This window comes from Micromonospora sp. MA102 (genome assembly GCF_025460765.1).
GTDB classification, from domain to species: domain Bacteria; phylum Actinomycetota; class Actinomycetes; order Mycobacteriales; family Micromonosporaceae; genus Micromonospora; species Micromonospora halotolerans.
On sequence record NZ_JAMWEG010000005.1, the window covers coordinates 147158 to 165022 of the forward strand.

The 17865-nt window shown below is 74.9% G+C and carries 16 protein-coding genes; 10 read left to right on the forward strand and 6 right to left on the reverse strand.

Annotation, left to right across the window (positions count from 1 at the left end; all coding sequences use genetic code 11):
- Positions 1-2: 2 nt before the first annotated feature.
- The gene (locus tag NFX44_RS12530; RefSeq protein ID WP_262283687.1) at positions 3-935 is read right to left on the reverse strand and encodes a MerR family transcriptional regulator; all 933 of its coding nucleotides are present in this window, start codon (positions 933-935) and stop codon (positions 3-5) included.
- A gap of 123 nt (positions 936-1058) precedes the next feature.
- Here NFX44_RS12530 and NFX44_RS12535 point away from each other — a divergent pair, with 123 nt between their 5' ends.
- Genes NFX44_RS12535 through NFX44_RS12550 form a run of 4 tightly spaced genes read left to right on the forward strand, consistent with a single transcriptional unit; the run spans position 1059 to position 5024 of the window.
- The gene (locus tag NFX44_RS12535; protein WP_262283688.1) at positions 1059-2105 is read left to right on the forward strand and encodes an iron ABC transporter permease; all 1047 of its coding nucleotides are present in this window, start codon (positions 1059-1061) and stop codon (positions 2103-2105) included.
- Complete coding sequence (locus tag NFX44_RS12540) at positions 2102-3202, forward strand: iron chelate uptake ABC transporter family permease subunit (RefSeq protein WP_262283689.1); 1101 nt, start codon at positions 2102-2104, stop codon at positions 3200-3202. Before NFX44_RS12535 ends, NFX44_RS12540 begins: the two co-directional genes overlap by 4 nt.
- Complete coding sequence (locus NFX44_RS12545) at positions 3199-4041, forward strand: ABC transporter ATP-binding protein (protein ID WP_262283690.1); 843 nt, start codon at positions 3199-3201, stop codon at positions 4039-4041. The genes NFX44_RS12540 and NFX44_RS12545 overlap by 4 nt, the downstream gene beginning before the upstream one ends.
- 38 nt (positions 4042-4079) lie before the next feature.
- Entirely contained in the window at positions 4080-5024 is a 945-nt protein-coding gene (locus NFX44_RS12550; protein WP_262283691.1) for an ABC transporter substrate-binding protein, read from the forward strand.
- A 56-nt stretch (positions 5025-5080) separates the two neighbouring features.
- On the opposite strand, the gene NFX44_RS12555 is transcribed toward NFX44_RS12550, so the two are convergent.
- On the reverse strand, positions 5081-5638 hold the full coding sequence (locus NFX44_RS12555; RefSeq protein ID WP_262283692.1) for a GNAT family N-acetyltransferase: 558 nt from the start codon (positions 5636-5638) through the stop codon (positions 5081-5083).
- Complete coding sequence (locus NFX44_RS12560) at positions 5635-7689, reverse strand: penicillin acylase family protein (RefSeq protein ID WP_262283693.1); 2055 nt, start codon at positions 7687-7689, stop codon at positions 5635-5637. The genes NFX44_RS12555 and NFX44_RS12560 overlap by 4 nt, the downstream gene beginning before the upstream one ends.
- A 98-nt stretch (positions 7690-7787) precedes the next feature.
- Between NFX44_RS12560 and NFX44_RS12565 the strand changes: the two genes are divergently transcribed.
- From NFX44_RS12565 to NFX44_RS12590, 6 genes are all read left to right on the forward strand, one after another.
- The gene (locus tag NFX44_RS12565) at positions 7788-8498 is read left to right on the forward strand and encodes a siderophore-interacting protein (protein WP_262283694.1); all 711 of its coding nucleotides are present in this window, start codon (positions 7788-7790) and stop codon (positions 8496-8498) included.
- A gap of 173 nt (positions 8499-8671) precedes the next feature.
- Positions 8672-10207 carry an aspartate aminotransferase family protein gene (locus tag NFX44_RS12570; protein WP_262283695.1) on the forward strand — a complete coding sequence of 512 codons (1536 nt, stop codon included), beginning with the start codon at positions 8672-8674 and terminating at the stop codon, positions 10205-10207.
- A 22-nt stretch (positions 10208-10229) separates the two neighbouring features.
- Entirely contained in the window at positions 10230-11522 is a 1293-nt protein-coding gene (locus tag NFX44_RS12575) for a lysine N(6)-hydroxylase/L-ornithine N(5)-oxygenase family protein (RefSeq protein WP_262283696.1), read from the forward strand.
- A gap of 28 nt (positions 11523-11550) precedes the next feature.
- On the forward strand, positions 11551-12111 hold the full coding sequence (locus NFX44_RS12580; protein WP_262283697.1) for a GNAT family N-acetyltransferase: 561 nt from the start codon (positions 11551-11553) through the stop codon (positions 12109-12111).
- Positions 12112-12122: 11 nt separating this feature from the next.
- On the forward strand, positions 12123-13901 hold the full coding sequence (locus tag NFX44_RS12585; protein WP_262283698.1) for an IucA/IucC family siderophore biosynthesis protein: 1779 nt from the start codon (positions 12123-12125) through the stop codon (positions 13899-13901).
- Positions 13898-15388 carry an MFS transporter gene (locus tag NFX44_RS12590; protein WP_262283699.1) on the forward strand — a complete coding sequence of 497 codons (1491 nt, stop codon included), beginning with the start codon at positions 13898-13900 and terminating at the stop codon, positions 15386-15388. The genes NFX44_RS12585 and NFX44_RS12590 overlap by 4 nt, the downstream gene beginning before the upstream one ends.
- A 19-nt stretch (positions 15389-15407) precedes the next feature.
- Here NFX44_RS12590 and NFX44_RS12595 read toward each other — a convergent pair whose 3' ends face one another.
- From NFX44_RS12595 to NFX44_RS12605, 3 genes are all read right to left on the reverse strand, one after another.
- Positions 15408-16667, reverse strand: coding sequence for an Nramp family divalent metal transporter (locus NFX44_RS12595; protein WP_262283700.1), 1260 nt, complete (start codon positions 16665-16667; stop codon positions 15408-15410).
- A gap of 26 nt (positions 16668-16693) precedes the next feature.
- The gene (locus NFX44_RS12600; RefSeq protein WP_262283701.1) at positions 16694-16888 is read right to left on the reverse strand and encodes a hypothetical protein; all 195 of its coding nucleotides are present in this window, start codon (positions 16886-16888) and stop codon (positions 16694-16696) included.
- Between the two features lie 251 nt (positions 16889-17139).
- Complete coding sequence (locus NFX44_RS12605; RefSeq protein WP_262283702.1) at positions 17140-17787, reverse strand: hypothetical protein; 648 nt, start codon at positions 17785-17787, stop codon at positions 17140-17142.
- Between the last annotated feature and the right edge of the window lie 78 nt (positions 17788-17865).

Consider the following 17865-nt stretch of genomic DNA (forward strand, 5'->3'; position numbering starts at 1 on the left):
CCTCAGGGTAGGGGCTGCCGGGCCCGCAGCGCCCGGATCGACCAGTCGAGCACCGGGGTCAGGCTCTCCACCGGCGGCCAGCCGTTGACCACCGAGAGCAGGCTCAGGTACCGCTCCCGGCGCGGGTCGCCGGCGGCCTCCAGCCGGTCCAGCAGCCGCCGCCGCAGGTCGGCGTCGTCCGGGTGGCCGCACAGCCGCGCGTACCGGCTCGCGGCCGCGGCGACGACCGGGTCGGCTCCGGGCGAGACCGGGTCGACGCCGGCGGCCAGCGCCGGGGTGACCTCCTCCCGGACCACGGCCACCGCGTCCCGGCGGACCCCCGGCGCGCCGGCCCGGTCGGCCGCGTGCTGCTCCGCCAGCCGCCGCAGGCCGGCCCGGAAGCCCGGGTCCAGGGCCAGCTCCGCCAGCTCCACCCACGCCTCGACCTGCTCGTCGGTGGGGTCGTCGGGCAGTTCGGGGGTGAGCGAGCGGCGGATCCCGGCGAACCCCGGCTCGTCCAGGCCGGCGAAGGCGGCGTCGAGGAACTCGTCGACCAGCCGCCGCCGTTCCGCCGCGGCCAGCCCGGCCAGCCGGTGCAGGAGTTCCGCCTGGGCGGCGGTGGACCCGCGCCGGGCGACCACGGTGAGCACCGCGCGGCGCAGCCGCAGCACCCGGATCTGGGTGGCCAGGGCGTCGGCGTGCGCCGCGGCGACCTCGGCCAGCCCGACCTCCCGCTCCACCACCCGGCGCACCGTCGGCAGGTCCACGCCCAGCTCACGCAGCGTCCGGACCAGTTCCAGGCGGGCCAGGGCGTCCGCGCCGTACCGGCGGTGACCGGTCGGGCCGCGGTCGGTCGGCGGCACGATCCCGCGGTCGGACCAGAAGCGGATGGTCTTCACCGGCAGCCCGGTCCGCCGGGCCAGGTCGCCGATCGAATAGCGCGTCACACCGTCCATGCCGCCCACCCTGCCGCCTCCCCCCGGTGGAGGCGCAACCGCGCATCGACGAAACCGAGTTAGGCCTGCCTAACCAGCTCGGTTAAGGTAAGGCGTACCTAATCCGAGAGGCGAGCACCCCCTGTGACCACCGTCGCCGTCCGGTCCGCCCGGACCGACGCCCCCACCCGCCGCGGCACGCCCCGTCGACTCGCGGTCACCGTGGCGGCGGCCCTCCTGCTCGTCGCCGCGCTGCTGGCCAGCCTGGCGCTCGGCAGCCGCCACCTCCCCGTCGACCAGGTCTGGCACGCCCTGGTCGCCCCGGACGGTGGCGACGCCACCACCGTGGTCCGCGAGCTGCGGCTGCCGCGGACCGCCCTGGGGCTGGTCGTCGGGGTCGCCCTGGCCCTGGCCGGCGTGCTCTTCCAGGCCGTCACCCGCAACCCCCTCGCCGAGCCGCGCATCCTCGGGGTCAGCGCGGGCGCGTCGTTCGGTGTGGTGCTGGCCATCGCCGTGTTCGGCGTGAGCACGCTCACCGGGTACGTCTGGTTCGGCATCGCCGGCGCGCTGCTCGCCGGGCTGCTGGTCTTCGCCGTGGCCAACCGCACCCGCGAGGGCGCCAGCCCGGTCACGCTCGCGCTGGTCGGCGCGGCGCTCGACGCCGGTCTCGGCGCCGTCGTGTACGCGCTGCTCAGCATCGACGCCCGCACCTTCGAGGAGTACCGGTTCTGGGTGGTCGGCGGCCTCACCGGCCGGGACGTCGGCGTCGCCGGGCAGGTGCTCCCGTTCGTCCTGGCCGGCACGGTTCTCGCGGCGCTGGCCGCCCGCGGGCTGGACGCGCTGGCCCTCGGCGACGACGTCGCCCGCGGCCTCGGCCACCGGATCGCCCTGGTCCGTCTCGCCGCCGGGGTCGGCGGGGTGCTGCTCACCGGCGCCGCGGTGGCCGCCGCCGGGCCGATCGCCTTCGTCGGGCTGGCCGTGCCGCACCTCGCCCGGGCCCTGGTCGGCGCCGACCATCGGTGGACCCTGCTGGTCGCCGCGCTGCTCGGTCCGGCCCTGGTGCTCGGGGCCGACGTGGTCGGCCGGCTGGTCGCCCCGCCCGGCGAGGTCCCGGCCGGGATCATCACGGCGCTGGTCGGCGCGCCGCTGCTGGCCTTCCTGGTCCGCCGCGCCAAGGTCGTGACGGCGTGAGCGCCGGGAGTGCGCCGGGCCTGCGCGCCCCGCGGCCGCGAACGAGGGAAGCGCTGCGTACGTCCAGCGCCCTGGCGGGGCGGTCGCTGCTGCGCGTCGGTCCGGTGGCCGTCCCGGTGCGCCGCCGGCCGGTGCTGGTCGCCGTCACGCTCGTCCTGCTGCTCGCCGCCGCCATGGTGGTCAGCCTCTCGCTCGGCACCCCGTACGTGGCCCCGGCCGACGTGCTGCGTGCGCTCTCCGGCGCCGGCACCCCGTACGACCTCGTGGTGCTCGACCTGCGGCTGCCCCGCGCGGTGCTCGCGGCGCTGGCCGGGGCCGCGTTCGGCGTGGCCGGCACCCTGATCCAGAGCGTGGCCCGCAACCCCCTGGCCAGCCCCGACGTCATCGGGGTGACCCAGGGCGCCGGCCTGGCCGCCACGGTGGCCCTGACCGGCGGCGCCGCGGCGGTCCTGGTGGCGCCGGCCGCCCTGGTCGGCGGCCTGGTGGCGGCCGTCCTGGTGTTCGCCCTCGGCGCGCGGCACGGCCTGGCCGCGCAGCGCTTCGTGCTGGCCGGCGTGGCGGTGGCGTTCGCGCTCCGGGCGCTGACCGAGGTGGTGATGCTCTCGGCCGACCCGATCGACGGGCTGCGCGCCCAGCTCTGGCTGATCGGCACGCTGGCCGGCAAGGGCTGGACCGAGGCGGCCTGGATCGCCGGCACGCTCGCCGCGCTGCTGCCCGTCCTGCTCTGGGCGGGGTGGGCCCTGCGCAGCACCGCGCTGGACGACGACACCGCCCGGGGGATCGGGCTGCGACCGGTGGCCCGCCGGGTCGGACTGGCCGCCACCGGCGTGCTCGCCGCCGCCACCGTCACGGCCCAGGTCGGCGCGGTGGACTTCGTGGCGCTGGTCGCCCCGCAGGTGGCCCGGCGGCTGGTGCGGGCGGAGCGACCGCCGCTGCTCTGCTCCGCCCTGCTCGGCGCGCTGCTGCTGGTGCTGGCCGACCTGGCGGGCCGCCGGCTGTTCGCCCCGACCCAGCTCCCGGCCGGCGTGCTCACCGCGGCGATCGGCGGCCCATACCTGATCTTCCTGTTGCTGCGGACCCGAGGGAGGCGGTCGTGACCGCGCTGCTGTCCACCCGCGACCTGGTCGTCGGCTACGAGTCCCGGACCGTGCTCGACGGGCTGGACCTCGACCTGCCCGCCGACGCGTTCACGGTGATCGTCGGGCCGAACGCCTGCGGCAAGTCCACCCTGCTGCGGACCATGGCCCGGCTGCTCACCCCGCGCCGCGGCGCGGTGCTGCTCGACGGCACGGCGATCCGCGACGTGCCCACCCGCGAGGTGGCCCGGCGGCTCGGCGTGCTGCCGCAGAGCCCGCTGGTGCCCGAGGGGATCACCGTCGCCGACCTGGTCGGTCGCGGCCGCCAGCCCTACCAGCGGTGGTGGCGGCAGTGGTCCGCGGAGGACGGCCGGGCCGTCGACGAGGCCATGGCCATGGCCGATGTCGCCGAGCTGGCCGACCGGCCGGTGGACACCCTCTCCGGCGGCCAGCGGCAGCGGGTCTGGATCGCCATGACCCTGGCCCAGGACACCGACGCGCTGCTGCTGGACGAGCCGACCACCTTCCTTGACCTGGCCCACCAGGTGGAGGTGCTGGACCTGCTGCACCGGCTGCGCGCCGAGCGGGGCCGGACCGTGGTCGCCGTGCTGCACGACCTCAACCAGGCCGCCCGCTACGCCGACCACCTGGTCGCCATGCGGGCCGGCGCGGTCGTCGCCGCCGGCCCGCCGCGCGAGATCCTCACGGCCGACCTGGTCCGCGACGTCTTCGGGCTCGACTGCGTGGTCGTGCCCTGCCCGGTCACCGGCGCCCCGCTCGTGGTGCCGGCCCTGACGCACACCTCGGCCACTCCGGCCGCCACGCCGGCCCCGGCCGGCGCCTCCGCCGGCGACGCGTGACCGCGCGCCGGCCCGTACCCGTCATGAAAGGACCCTTGATGCGTCGTCTCGCCGTCGCTCTCACCGCGGCCCTCGCCCTCGGGGTGGGCCTCACCGCCTGCGGGGAGAGCGATCCCGTCTCCGGCACCAGCGCCGGGGAGACCCGGGAGATCACCCACGCCATGGGCACCACCAAGGTGCCCGCCGAGCCGAAGCGCGTCGTGGTGCTCGACACCGACAAGATCGACACCGCGCTGTCGCTGGGTGTCACCCCGGTCGGCGCGGCCACCGCCGGCGAGGCGAAGAGCTGGCCCACCTACTTCGGCGCGGAGAAGCTGGCCGGCATCAAGGAGGTCGGGGTGCTCACCGAGCCCGACCTGGAGGCGATCAACGCGCTCAAGCCGGACCTGATCCTCGGGAGCAAGTTCCGCCAGGAGAAGTTCTACGACGAGCTGTCCGCCATCGCCCCGACCGTGTTCACCGAGAAGGTGGGCATCACCTGGAAGGAGAACTTCCTCCTCGACGGCAAGGCCCTCGGCAAGGAGCAGCAGGCCAAGGACCAGCTCGCCGCGTACGAGAAGCGGGCCAAGGAGTTCGGCGCGAAGCTCGGCGACGCCTCGTCGCGGAAGATCTCCATCGTGCGCTTCATCCCGGGCAACATCCGGGTCTACGGCCCGGACTCGTTCTCCGGCATCGTGGTCGGCGACACCGGCCTGGGCCGCCCCGCGCGGCAGCTGCTGGAGGGCAAGGAGGACAAGCGCTTCGACCTGGTCAGCCCCGAGCGGGTCAACGAGGTCGACGGCGACGTGGTCTTCGTGACCGCGTACGGCGAGAAGGCCGCCGCCGAGCAGACGAAGGTCACGGCCGGCAGCCTCTGGCAGGGCCTGTCCGCGGTGAAGGCGGGCAAGGCGCACGTCGTCTCCGACGAGGTCTGGATGACCGGCATCGGTGTCGGCGCCGCCAACAAGATCCTGGACGACCTGGAGAAGTTCCTGGCCGCCTGAGCCACCGACGACCGTCCGCGCCCGCCCGGCCCCGTGCCGGGCGGGCGCTGTCGTCCTCAGGCCGGGAGCGGGTGGGCGGCCTCGAACCGGTCCCGGGTGAGGAAGGCGAGCCGGGCCCGCTTGTCCGGCATGTCGATCTCGGCGTCGAAGGTGAAGCCGCCCCGCTCCAACCGGCGCAGCGCGCGCTCGTTGCGCACGTCCGGCTCGACGACGATGCGCTGCCGCGTCGGGTCGGTGAAGAGGAAGCGGGCCAGGGCCGGCCCGACCGCCGAGGTGAGCCCGGGGAGCTGCCGGCCGGGCACGAGCAGCAGGTGCATCCCGACGTCGCCGGCGCGGACCGGGTAGCGCTCACCGACCGGGTCGGCCTCGGGCTGGTAGGTCTGGAACAGGCCGACCGGCGTCCCGTCCAGGGCGATCAGGTACGCGTGGTGCGTGGTCAGCCCGTCGAGGAACGTGTAGACCTCCCGCACCTCCACCTCGGTGTGCTCGCCCATGCCCCAGAACCGGGCCCAGGGCTGGGTCACCCAGCCGTGCAGCAGCGCCGCGTCGGTCGCCGGCTCGACCGGGACGAGCCGCAGCTCGCCGAGGCCGGGCAGCTTCTCCTGGTACGTCATGACGGGTCTCCTTCTCGCGTGAGGTCCGCGTCGGGCACCGGGATCAGCTCGCCGGCCGCCCAGCGCGGCAGTTGGTCGTCGAAGTGCGGGTCGCCGGCGCGGCCGGAGGCGCCGAACGGCACCACCCAGCGGCTGCGCGATCGGTCGGTGAGGTCCCAGACGTAGCGGGCCACCGGCCCGCGCCAGCACGCGTCGGAGACCCCGGGGACGCTGGAGGTGGCGAGCACGCAGTCGGTGTCGCCGCCGAGGGTGACCCGCTCGCGCATGGCCGCCACGGCGGTGTCGACCTCGGGGGCCGCCCCGAGGTGCACGGGGTGCAGGCGGTGCCGCGCGCCCCACGCCGGGGCCGGGCCGGCGGCCGCCACCTCGGCCAGCGCCGCCGTGGCGACCGCGTCGACGTCCACCCCGAGCCGGTCCGCCCCGGCGACCAGGCCGTCGAGGGCGTGCCCGAGCCGGGCGAGGGGGTCGGTCCACGGCGCGAAGAGCGCGTCGTACCGGACCGGGGTGCGCAGCGGGCGCACCCGGGGGTGCTCGTGCAGCCGGCGGACCAGCGCGCTCCGCCAGGCCGCCCAGGCGCCGGCGTCGGTGCTGTCGGCGGCCATCCGGCCGTCCCAGGCGCGCAACCGGTCCCGCAGCGTCCGCGTGGCCGGGTCGAGGGCCGCCGGGTCGAGCCGGTCGAGCACCGCCCGCAGCGGGCCGGCCGCCAGCCGGGTGTCGACGTGCACGGCGTCGGAGGGCACGTCCGCGGCGAGCAGGTCCCGGATCCGCGCGGCGCGGTGCGGGGGCGCGAAGTCGATCCCGAGGTCGGCCACGTCGTCGCGCCGGTCGTTGGCGCAGACCGCCACGCCGGCCACCTCGACCGGCTTGGCCTCGGCGTACCGGCCGGACCACCGGTAGCGCGGTTCCCAGCCGGGCACGGGCACCCACCGGCAGCGGTCGTCGCGCAGCGGCACCAGCCCGGCGACGAGCTGCCGCACGCCGCCGTGCCGGTCGGCCACCAGCACGCTGTTGACCGGCTCGACCCAGCCGCGCAGCGCCTCGGTGACGTCGTCCACGGTCCGCGCGCGCAGCAGCGGCAGCAGCGCGTCGAAGCCGAGGTCCGCCTCGACCCGGGCGGGGGTCCGCAGGCTGAGCGCCTCGCCGGTGTGCCGGTCGTGGTCGACCACCGGGCCGCGCGGGGTCTCGATCACCTGGACCGGCTCGGGGGCGGCACCGCGGACCCGGATCCGCTCGACGTGGTGGCGGGCCGGCAGCCAGCCCTCGGCGTCCCGGACCAGCACCCGCCCGCCGTCGCGGCGCAGCCGCTCGCGGTAGACGTCCTGGTAGTCGGCCATCGCGTTGGTGACCGCCCAGGCCACCTCGCCGGCGTGGCCGAAGTGGGGCAGCCCCGGCACGCCGGGGAAGGCGAACCCGAGTACGTCGAACTCGGGGCAGGCCAGCCGGACCTGCTGGTAGATCCCGGGCAGTTCCAGCACCCGGTGCGGGTCGCCGGCCAGCACCGGCCCCCGGCCGGCGGCCGGGTCGCCGGGCACCACCCAGGCGTTGCTGCCCGACCCGCCCGGTCCCTCGACCGCGAACAGGCCGGTCGCCGCCGGGCCGAGGGTGGCGTCCACGTGGGCCCGCCAGAGCTTGTTGGGGAACGTGCCGAAGAGGATGTGCTGGACCAGGAAGACGCCGAGCGGGGACCACGGCCGCCACCGGCCGGGGGCGCAGCCGGTCGCCGCGAACTCGGGGGCGCCCGCGGCGCCCTCGGCGAGCCCCGCGTTCACCCCGTCGACGTAGGCGGTGACCCAGCGGCGGGTGGCGGGGGAGAGCCGCCGGAAGCAGCGGGCGGCGGTGTCGGCGAGGCGGGCCCGCCGGGCGAACCGGTCCCAGCCCAGTTCGGCGGGGCCGAGGTGTTCGGCCAGCCGGCCCTCGGCGCGCCACCGCTCGACCTCGATCTGCCAGGCCCGGTCGAGCGCTGCGGCGCGGCCCTGGAGCCGGGCCAGCTCCTCGACGGTGTCCCCCCACAGCTGCGGCACGCCCCAGGCGTCACGCCGGGTGCCGGTCACCGGCCGGCCGTCGCGGACACGTCACCGGCCGGCCACGTCATGAACATCAACTTAGGTTACCCTTCCCTAACTAATCCAGACCTTACTGGAGGGGTCACGTGAAGCGGAACTGGGAAGCGGTCGTGCTGCGCGTCATGGGCGGGCGGAACTTCCGGCTCACCGTGCTCGACACCGAGCCGGTCGGCGACCGGTACCGGCGGCTGCTGATGGACGGCGGCGACCTGCTGGACGCCTGCGGTGTGCACCCCACCATGTGGATCCGCCTGTGGTTCGACAACGACGGCAAGCCGCACCAGCGGGCGTACACCCTTGTCGACCCCGACCCGGCCACCGGCCGCTTCCACCTGGAGTTCGCCCTCCACGACGGGTGCGCCGCCCGCTGGGCGGAGACCGCGGCCGTCGGCGACACCATCGAGGCCACCGTCCAGGGCAGCGCCTTCGCCCTGCCCGAGCCGGCCCCGCGCCACCTCTACCTAGTCGGCGACGCCGCCTCGCTGCCGGCGGTGAACAGCCTGCTCGACGCCGCCGCCGACGTGCCCGCGACGGTCTGGCTGGAGTACGCCCACGACGGCGAGCGGGCGCTGGCGCCGCGCGCCCGCGAACACCACGAGGTCACCTGGATCCCGCGCGGCGCCGATGGCGAGGGCCTCGTGAAGATCGTCCGGGACGCGCTGCCGGCCGCCGACGACGCGCACTACTGGGTCGCCGCCGAGGCGGCCAGCACCCGGGACATCACCCGGCACCTGCGCCGCACCCTCGGGGTCGGGAAGCACCAGGTGACCTCGCTGGGCTACTGGAGCGTCCGGTGACCGGTCGCCTGGGCACGCTGCCCATGGGACCCGCGTGTCGCCACCCGGCCTCTTGACCCTCACAAGTTAGGTTAGGGTAACCTAACTTAGCGATCACTTCCGGACCGCGCGGGATCGCGAGGCGCCGTCGCGCCGTCGCCGCCGGGTCCGCTTCCGACCACTGAGGACTGCCCATGAGTCTGCCCGGAGCAACCGTTCCGGCCCCCTCGGCCGGCGCCGGCCCGGCCGCCGCCCGGGACCACCTGTTCACCGCGCGCTCGGTGGACCGCTACCGCGGCGTGCTGGCCGAGGGGATCGAGCGGGTGGCCCGCCGGGTGGCGAGCGCCGACCGGCCGTTCACAGGGGTCGGCCCGGACGACCTGGCCCCGCGCGTCGCGGCCGTCGACCTCGACCGGCCGCTCGGCGACACCGGCGCGGCCCTCGACGAGCTGCACGACGTCTACCTGCGCGACGCCGTGTACTTCCACCACCCCCGGTACCTGGCCCACCTGAACTGCCCGGTGGTGATCCCGGCGCTGCTCGGCGAGGCGGTCCTCAGCGCGGTCAACTCCTCACTGGACACCTGGGACCAGAGCGCCGGCGGCACCCTCATCGAGCGGCGCCTCATCGACTGGACGGCCGAGCGGATCGGCCTCGGGCCCGCCGCCGACGGGGTGTTCACCAGCGGCGGCACCCATTCCAACCTCCAGGCGCTGCTGCTGGCCCGGGAGGAGACGCGGACGCGGGCCGGGCTGCGGCCCGGGCCGGAGGCGCTGTCCCGGCTGCGGGTGGTCACCTCCGCCGCCGGCCACTTCAGCGTGCAGAAGGCGGCCCGGCTGCTCGGCCTCGGCCCGGACGCGGTCCGCACCGTCGACACCGACGCGCAGCGGCGGATGCGCCCCGACGCGCTGGCCCGGGAGATCGCCCGCTGCCGGGCGGACGGGCTGCTGGTCATGGCCGTCGTGGCCACCGCCGGCACCACCGACTTCGGCAGCATCGACCCGCTGCCGCAGGTCGCCGACATCTGCGCGGCGGCCGGCGTGTGGCTGCACGTCGACGCCGCGTACGGCTGCGGGCTGCTGGTCTCGCCGACCCGCCGGCACCTGCTCGACGGCATCGAGCAGGCCGACTCGGTGACCGTCGACTACCACAAGTCCTTCTTCCAGCCGGTCAGCTCCAGCGCCGTGCTGGTGCGAGACCGCCGGACGCTGCGGCACGCCACCTGGCACGCCGACTACCTCAACCCGGCGCGCGCCGTCGAGCAGCGCATCCCCAACCAGGTCGACAAGAGCCTCCAGACCACCCGCCGCTTCGACGCGCTCAAGCTCTGGCTCACCCTGCGGATCATGGGCGCCGACGCGGTCGGCGCGCTCTTCGACGAGGTGGTGGACCGGGCCGGCGAGGCGTGGCGCCTGCTCGACGCCGACCCGCGCTTCGAGGTGGTGACCCGGCCGACGCTGAGCACCCTGGTGTTCCGCTGGCGGCCCGCCGGACTGGCCGCCGATCTCGTCGACGACGCCAACCTGTACGCCCGCGAGGCGCTCGCCGCCTCCGGCGCCGCGCTCGTCGCGGGCACCCGGGTCGACGGCGCCCACCACCTGAAGTTCACCCTGCTCAACCCCGAGGCGACCGGGGAGGACGTCGCCGCGGTGCTCGACCTGATCGCCGAACACGCCGGCTGGTACGCCCGCACCCGCACCGCCGACGAGCTGTCCTGCCCGGTCGGCTGACCGGCCCGCCCTGGAGAACCCCATGTCGACCCACGACTTCATCGCCGTCGGGCTGGGCCCGTACAACCTCGGCCTGGCCTGCCTGACCGCCCCGATCGCCGACCTCGACGGCCTCTTCCTGGAGGCCCGCGACGACGTCGACTGGCATCCCGGCATGCTGCTGGAGACCGCCCACCTGCAGACCCCGTTCCTCGCCGACCTCGTCACGCTCGCCGACCCGACCTCGCCGTTCTCCTTCCTCAGCTACCTCAAGGAGACCGGCCGGCTCTACCCGTTCTACATCCGGGAGAACTTCTTCCCGCTGCGCAGCGAGTTCGACGCGTACTGCCGGTGGGCCGCCGCGAAGCTGCCCGGCGTCCGGTTCGGCCACGAGGTCACCGCCATCGAGTACGACCCGACGGACGACCGGTACGTGGTGCACGCCCGGGTGGACGGCCGCGAGGTCACCCACCGGGCACGGCGGCTGGTGCTCGGCACCGGCACCCCGCCGCACGTGCCGCCCGCGTGCGCGCGGCTGGGCGGCGACGTGATCCACAACTCGCGGTACCGGGAGCACCGGACGGCGCTGCGTGGCAAGCGGAGCATCACCGTGGTCGGCAGCGGGCAGAGCGCCGCCGAGATCTACCACGACCTGCTCGCCGACATCGACACCCACGGCTACCAGCTGAACTGGGTCACCCGCTCGCCGCGCTTCTTCCCGCTCGAATACACCAAGCTCACCCTGGAGATGACGTCCCCGGACTACGTGGACTACTTCCACGCCCTGCCCGAGCCGACCCGTTACCGGCTGGAGACGGAGCAGAAGGGCCTGTTCAAGGGCATCGACGCCGAGCTGATCAACGCGATCTTCGACCTGCTCTACGTGAAGAGCATCGGCGGCCCGGTGCCCACCCGGCTGCTCACCAACACCGAGCTGACCGAGGCGGCCCACGACCCGGAGCGCGCGACGTACACGCTGGGGCTGCACCACGTCGAGCAGGGGCGTGACTTCACCCTGGAGACCGAGGGGCTGGTGCTTGCCACCGGCTACCGCTACCGGGTGCCCGCCTTCCTCGACCCGATCCGGGACCGGATCCGCTGGGACGGCCACGGCCGCTTCGACGTGGCCCGCAACTACAGCGTCGACCACACCGGACGGGGCATCTTCCTGCAGAACGCCGGCACCCACACGCACAGCGTCACCTCGCCCGACCTGGGCATGGGTCCCTACCGCAACTCCTGGATCATCCGGGAGCTGACCGGCCGCGAGCACTACCCGATCGAGAAGAGCATCGCGTTCCAGGAGTTCGGCGCGCCGGCCGGGGTGGCCTCGTGACCCCGCGGTCGCGACCGGAAGGTGGCCCGTGACCACGCCCGCTCACCGCCGGCACGATCCGCGCCTCGGCGAGTTCAGCCTCCGCCCGCTCGACCCGGACGCCGACGCCGTGCTGCTGCACGGCTGGGTCACCCACCCCAAGGCGGTGTTCTGGATGATGCAGGACGCCGACGTCGCCCGGGTGGCCGCGGAGTACCGGCGGATCGCCGCGCACCCGCACCACGACGCGTACCTCGGGTTCTGGCAGGACCGGCCGGCGTTCCTCGCCGAGCGCTACGACCCGGCCGAGGTCGAGCTGGTCGGCCTCTACGACCCGGTCGAGGGCGACGTGGGGATGCACTTCCTCTGCGCGCCCGCCGGGGCGCCGGTGCACGGCTTCACCCGCGCCGTGCTCACCACGGTGCTGGACTGGCTCTTCGCCGACCCGGCCACCCGCCGGGTGGTGGTCGAGCCCGACGTGCGCAACACCGCCGTGCACGCGTTGAACGCGGCCGTCGGCTTCACCGTCGTCGGCCCGATCACCAAGCCCGAGAAGACCGCCCTGCTGAGCGTCTGCACCCGCGCGCAGTTCCTGGCCGCCACCCGTTGAGAGGTACCCGCGTGACCACCCCCTCCGCCGCCGTCGACCACCTCACCCCCGAGCGGTGGGCCGCCGCCAACCGCCACCTGGTCCGCAAGGCCCTGGCCGAGTTCGCCCACGAACGGCTCGTCACCCCCGAGCCCCAGGGCCCCGGCCACTACCGGGTACGCAGCGACGACGGCAGCGTCGAGTACCGCTTCGCGGCCCGGCAGCTCGCCCTGAACCACTGGTGGATCGACCCCGCCGGCCTGACCCGGCACGTCGACGGGCGGGCGGCCCCGCTCGACGCGGTCGACCTCTGCCTGGAGCTGCGCGGCGCGCTCGGCCTCACCGACGCCGTCCTGCCCGTCTACCTCGAGGAGATCACCTCCACCCTGGCCGGGCTCGCCTACAAGCTGGCCCGGCCCGAGCTGACGGCGGCCGAGCTGGTCGAGGCGGACTTCCAGCGGATCGAGACCGCGATGACCGAGGGCCACCCGTGCTTCGTGGCCAACAGCGGCCGGATCGGCTGGGGCGTGCACGACCACCACCGGTACGCCCCGGAGGCCGGCCAGCCGGTCCGCCTGCTCTGGCTCGCCGCCCACCGCGACCACGCCACCTTCACCTGCGCCGCCGACCTGGACTACGACACCCACGTCCGGGCCGAACTCGGCGAGGAGACGCTCGCGGGGTTCGCCCGTACCCTCACCGGGCTCGACCTCGACCCGGCCGACTACCTGCTGCTGCCGGTGCACCCCTGGCAGTGGTGGAACAGGCTGGCCGTCACCTTCGCCGGCGAGGTGGCCCGGCGGCACCTGGTGCCGCTGGGCGAGGGACCGGACGAGCACCTGGCGCAGCAGTCGGTGCGCACCTTCTTCAACGTCACCGACCCGAACCGGCACTACGTGAAGACCGCGCTCTCGGTGCTCAACATGGGCTTCATGCGCGGGCTGTCCGCCGCGTACATGGAGCACACCCCGGCCATCAACGACTGGCTGGCCGGCCTGATCGCCGCCGACCCGGTGTTCGCGCGGACCGGGCTGTCGATCATCCGGGAGCGGGCCGCGATCGGCTACCGGCACCGGCAGTTCGAGGCGGCCACCGACCGGTACTCGCCGTACCGGAAGATGCTCGCCGCGCTCTGGCGGGAGAGTCCGGTGCCCGGGCTGGGGCCCGGCCGGCGCCTGGCCACCATGGCGTCGCTGCTGCACGTCGACCGCGCCGGCCGCTCGTTCGCCGGCGCGCTGATCGCCGGCTCCGGGCTGGCCCCCGCGGACTGGCTGCGCCGCTACCTGGACGCCTACCTCGTGCCGGTGCTGCACGCGCTGCACGCGTACGACCTGGCGTTCATGCCGCACGGCGAGAACGTCATCCTCGTGCTGCGCGACCACGTGGTCGAGCGGGTGGTCTTCAAGGACATCGCCGAGGAGATCGTGGTGATGGACCCGGCGGCCGACCTGCCCGAGGCGGTGAGCCGGATCCGGGCCGCCGTGCCCGAGGACGAGAAGGTGCTCGCCGTCTTCACCGACGTGTTCGACTCGTTCCTGCGCCACCTCAACGCCATCCTGACCACCGAGGGGATCCTCGACGAGGAGGGCTTCTGGCGGACCGTGGCCGAGTGCGTCCGGGCGTACACGGCGTCGGTGCCGCACCTGGCCGACCGGCACGACCTGTTCGCCCCGGAGTTCGCGCTGTCCTGTTTGAACCGGCTGCAGCTGCGCAACAACCAGCAGATGGTCGACCTGGCGGATCCCTCGGCGGCGCTCCAGTTCGTCGGGACGCTGGCCAACCCCCTCGCCCCGTACGCCACGCGGCCGTGAGTGCCCTCGCGGCGCCGGCCGCCCCGGTCGGGCCGGCGGTGCTCCGGCACCGCTGGTGGATCCTGGCCGTGCTCTGCCTGGCCCAGGTGACCGTGGTGCTGGACAACACCGTCCTCACCGTGGCGGTGCCGGTGCTCACCACCGAGCTGAACGCCAGCACCAGCGACATCCAGTGGATCATCAACGCGTACGCCCTGGTCCTGTCCGGCCTGCTGATCAGCGCGGGCAGCGCCGCCGACCGGTACGGCCGGCGGCGGATGCTGCTGGCCGGGCTGGTGCTGTTCGGGGCCGGGTCGCTGGCCGCCGGGCTGGCCACCACGACCGGCCAGCTCATCGCGGCCCGGGCCGGGATGGGCGTGGGCGGCGCGCTGCTGGTCACCGCGACCCTCGCGGTGGCCGTGCAGGCCTTCGAGGGGCCCGCGCGGCAGCGGGCCATCGGGGTCTGGGCGGCGACCAGCGCGCTCGGCTTCGCCGTCGGGCCGCCGGTCGGCGGGACGATCCTGGCCCACCTGCCCTGGCAGGCCATCTTCCTGGTGAACGTGCCGGTGGTGCTGGTCTGCCTGGTGGCCGTCCGGCTGCTCGTGCCGGAGTCCCGCAAGGCCGTCACCGGCCGCCTGGACGTGCCCGGCGTGCTGCTCTGCACGGCCGGGCTCACCGGCGTGGTGTGGGCCATCACGGCCGGGCCGGAGGAGGGCTTCGCCGCTCCGGCGGTGCTCGCCGCGGCCGTGGCCGGCCTGCTGCTGCTCGGCCTCTTCGTCGCCTGGGAACACCGGGTCGCCGACCCGATGCTGGACATGGGGCTGTTCCGCGACCCCCGCTTCACCGGCGCGGTCTCCGGGGTCGTGCTGATCACCTTCGGCGCGACCGGCGCGCTGTTCCTGCTCACCCAGCACCTGCAGTTCGTTCGCGGCTACCCGGCCTGGGAGGCCGGGCTACGGTTGGCGCCGTTCGCGCTCTCCATCGTGGTGCTCAACCTCACCGGGGTGGCCGCCGCGCTGATCCGCCGCATGGGGCGGCCGGCCGCGGTCGCCGTCGGGATGGCGCTGCTCGCCGTCGGGTTGCTGGCCGTCACGTACACCGCGGGCGACGGCTATCCGGTGCTGCTCGGGGGCCTGCTGCTGATGGGCTCCGGCTGCGCGCTGGCCAACCCGGCGATCGTCGAGGCGGTGGTGAGCGCGCTGCCGCCGGAGCGGGCCGGCGCCGGGGCGGGTGTCGACGGCACCATGACCGAGGTCGGCGGCAGCCTCGGCGTGGCCGTGCTCGGCGCGGTGCTCAACGCGCGCTTCACCGCCCTGCTGCCGGCCGCGCTGGCCGGGGCCGGCTCGTTCCCGGCGGCGCTGGCCGCCGCCGGCACCGACGGTGAGCGCGTCCTGGTCCGGGACGCGTTCCGGGTGGCGCTGGAGACCGGGCAGACGGCCGGGGCGGCGGCCGTGCTGGCCGGTGGCCTGGTCACCGCGTACCTGCTGCACCGCGCCCGGCAGCGGTGACGGCGCCGGGCCCGGCCGGTCAGGCGACCAACTGCCAGAGCAGGAACAGGTTGAGCGCTACCACGAGGGCGGTGATCACCGACGCGACGGCGGTGGTCGCCGGGCGGTTGACCAGGCTGCCCATGAGGTCCCGGCGGCGGGTGAAGGCCACCACCGGGATCAGCGCGAACGGGATGCCGAAGCTCAGCACCACCTGCGACAGCACGAGGGCCCGGGTCGGGTCGACGCCGACGGCGAGCACCAGCAGCGCGGGCACCAGGGTGACCAGCCGGCGCACCGCCAGCGGTACGCGGCGGCGCAGGAAACCCTGCATGATGACCTCGCCGGCGTAGGTGCCGACGCTTGTCGAGGCCAGCCCGGACAGCAGCAGCGCCACCGCGAAGCCGAGCGCCGCCACCGCGCCGAGGCTGCCGGCCAGACCGGCGTGGACGCCCTCCAGCGTGTCGGTGCCGGGGATCCCGCTGCCGTGGAAGGTGGACGCCGCGACGAGCAGCATGGCCAGGTTGACCGCGCCGGCGGCGCTCAGGGCGAGCAGCACGTCGGTGCGCAGGCCCTTCGCCACGATCCGCCGCTCGGCCTCGTCGGCCGCGGGGATGCGGTTCGGGGTCAGCGCGGAGTGCACGTAGATGACGTGCGGCATCACCGTCGCGCCGAGGATGCCGGCGGCCAGCATCATGCTGTCGGTGCCCTGCATCCGGGGCAGCAGCCCGCCGGCCGCGGCGGGCACGTCGGGCCGCGCGCTGAGCAGGTTCACGGCGAAGGCCAGGACGATCACGCCGAGCAGCACGGCGATCGCGATCTCGAAGGCCCGGAAACCCCGCGAGCGCAACGCGAGGACGGCGAACGCGGCCGCGCCGACGATCAGGCCGCCGGCCAGCAGCGGGATGCCGAAGAGCAGGTAGAGGGCGACGGCGCCGCCGATGACCTCCGCCAGGTCGGTGGCCATGGCCACGAGTTCGGCCTGGACCCACATGACCCGGTTGACCGGCCGGGGCAGGTGCTCACGGCACAGCTCGGGCAAACTGCGGCCGGTCGCCAGGCCGAGCTTGGCGGTGAGCGTCTGCACCAGCATGGCGGCCAGGTTCGCCGCCACGACGACCCAGACCAGCAGGTACCCGTAGCGCGCGCCGGCGGTGGAGTTCGTGGCGAAGTTGCCCGGGTCGACGTAGGCGACCGCGGCGACGAAGGCCGGCCCGAGCAGGATGAGGCGGCCGCGTACCCGGCCCCGGGCGCGGGCGGTCTGCAGCGGTGACGCGATGGTGACGTCGTTCGTGACCACGGTGTGCTCCTTGACCGGCCGGGCGATCAGACGGGTTCGCGCTCGGGCGCCGGCCGGCGGGCCGGCCGCGCCGCGGCCTTCCGGTCCAGCGCGTCGGCGACCGGGATGAGCGCCGTGACGGCGGCCAGCGCGAGGACCGCCGGCAGGGCCGTGCCGGCGCTCGCCGCGCCGACCGTGAGCAGGGCGAAGACGGCCAGCTTGGTGCGGTTGGCGGTGGACATGTCACCTCCCGGATCAGGCGGCGGTCCAGCGGCTCGCGAGCGGGCCCGGTCGGCGGGCGGCGGGCACACGCTGAGGAACTCTCATGAGTCCAGCTTCCCGACATCAGCTCACAGATGCCACGGATCTTCCCGAAAGAGGGAGAAACGGATCGCAGAGACGATCATCCGGGCTGAGCATGCTGGTCGACCAGCCGCGGACACGGACGAGCGGCCGCCCGGGGAGGGGCGGCCGCTCGTCGGGGCGGGCCGGGTCAGGCGGCGGTGGACCAGATGGCGCGGAACGCCGCGGCCTCACCTGCCAGCCACTGCTCGACCTGCTCCGGCTTGACGTCGGCGGGCATCCGGTAGGACTCGCCGCGCCGCACGTCGACCAGCACCGGCTCGGCGTGCGGCAGGACCGCGTCCATGTGCCGGGCCATCAGGTGCAGGGTCGCCAGGGTGGTCTCCTCGCTCGGCGGGGCCTCGTCGAAGTGCAGCCGGATCGCCTCGGCGCGACCGTCGGCGTAGCGCACCCCGAACTGCGGGTTGATCTTCACGGGCAGGTCGCCCAGCATGGCCAGTGCGTCGCGGGTCTGGGCCAGGTCGACGTTGGCCGGCTCGCCGAGCGAGTGCAGCCAGGTGGTCGCCCCGGGCACCAGCGCCTCGTAGAGCGGGCGCCAGCGTGGCTTGACCAGGTCGGCGATCTGGGCCAGGTGCGTCCCGCCGGTGTGGAAGGCCACGTCGGCCTTGAGCGCCTTGACGAACTGGCCGTGCGGGTTGAAGCCGTGCCGGCTCGCCCGCTGCTTGCGCAGGCCGCCGACGAAGGTGGCCTTGGTGGGACCGGTGCGGTCCACGTAGCGGGTGAACCCGAGGAGGGTGGCGTAGGGGGTGACGGGGGCGGCGGAGGTGGGCGCAGTCACGAGCATCCTCCCAGGTCAAAAGCTCGATTAGTACATACATTCTAATCGACGACCCTGACATCGCCCAGGGTGCGAAAA

Excerpts from the sequence above, each read along its gene's own strand:
- NFX44_RS12530 (WP_262283687.1), bottom strand. The coding sequence starts at position 935 with ATGGACGGTGTGACGCGCTATTCGATCGGCGACCTGGCCCGGCGGACC.
- NFX44_RS12550 (WP_262283691.1), top strand. The coding sequence starts at position 4,080 with ATGCGTCGTCTCGCCGTCGCTCTCACCGCGGCCCTCGCCCTCGGGGTG.
- NFX44_RS12555 (WP_262283692.1), bottom strand. The coding sequence starts at position 5,638 with ATGACGTACCAGGAGAAGCTGCCCGGCCTCGGCGAGCTGCGGCTCGTC.
- NFX44_RS12570 (WP_262283695.1), top strand. The coding sequence starts at position 8,672 with ATGAGTCTGCCCGGAGCAACCGTTCCGGCCCCCTCGGCCGGCGCCGGC.
- NFX44_RS12575 (WP_262283696.1), top strand. The coding sequence starts at position 10,230 with ATGTCGACCCACGACTTCATCGCCGTCGGGCTGGGCCCGTACAACCTC.
- NFX44_RS12600 (WP_262283701.1), bottom strand. The coding sequence starts at position 16,888 with ATGTCCACCGCCAACCGCACCAAGCTGGCCGTCTTCGCCCTGCTCACG.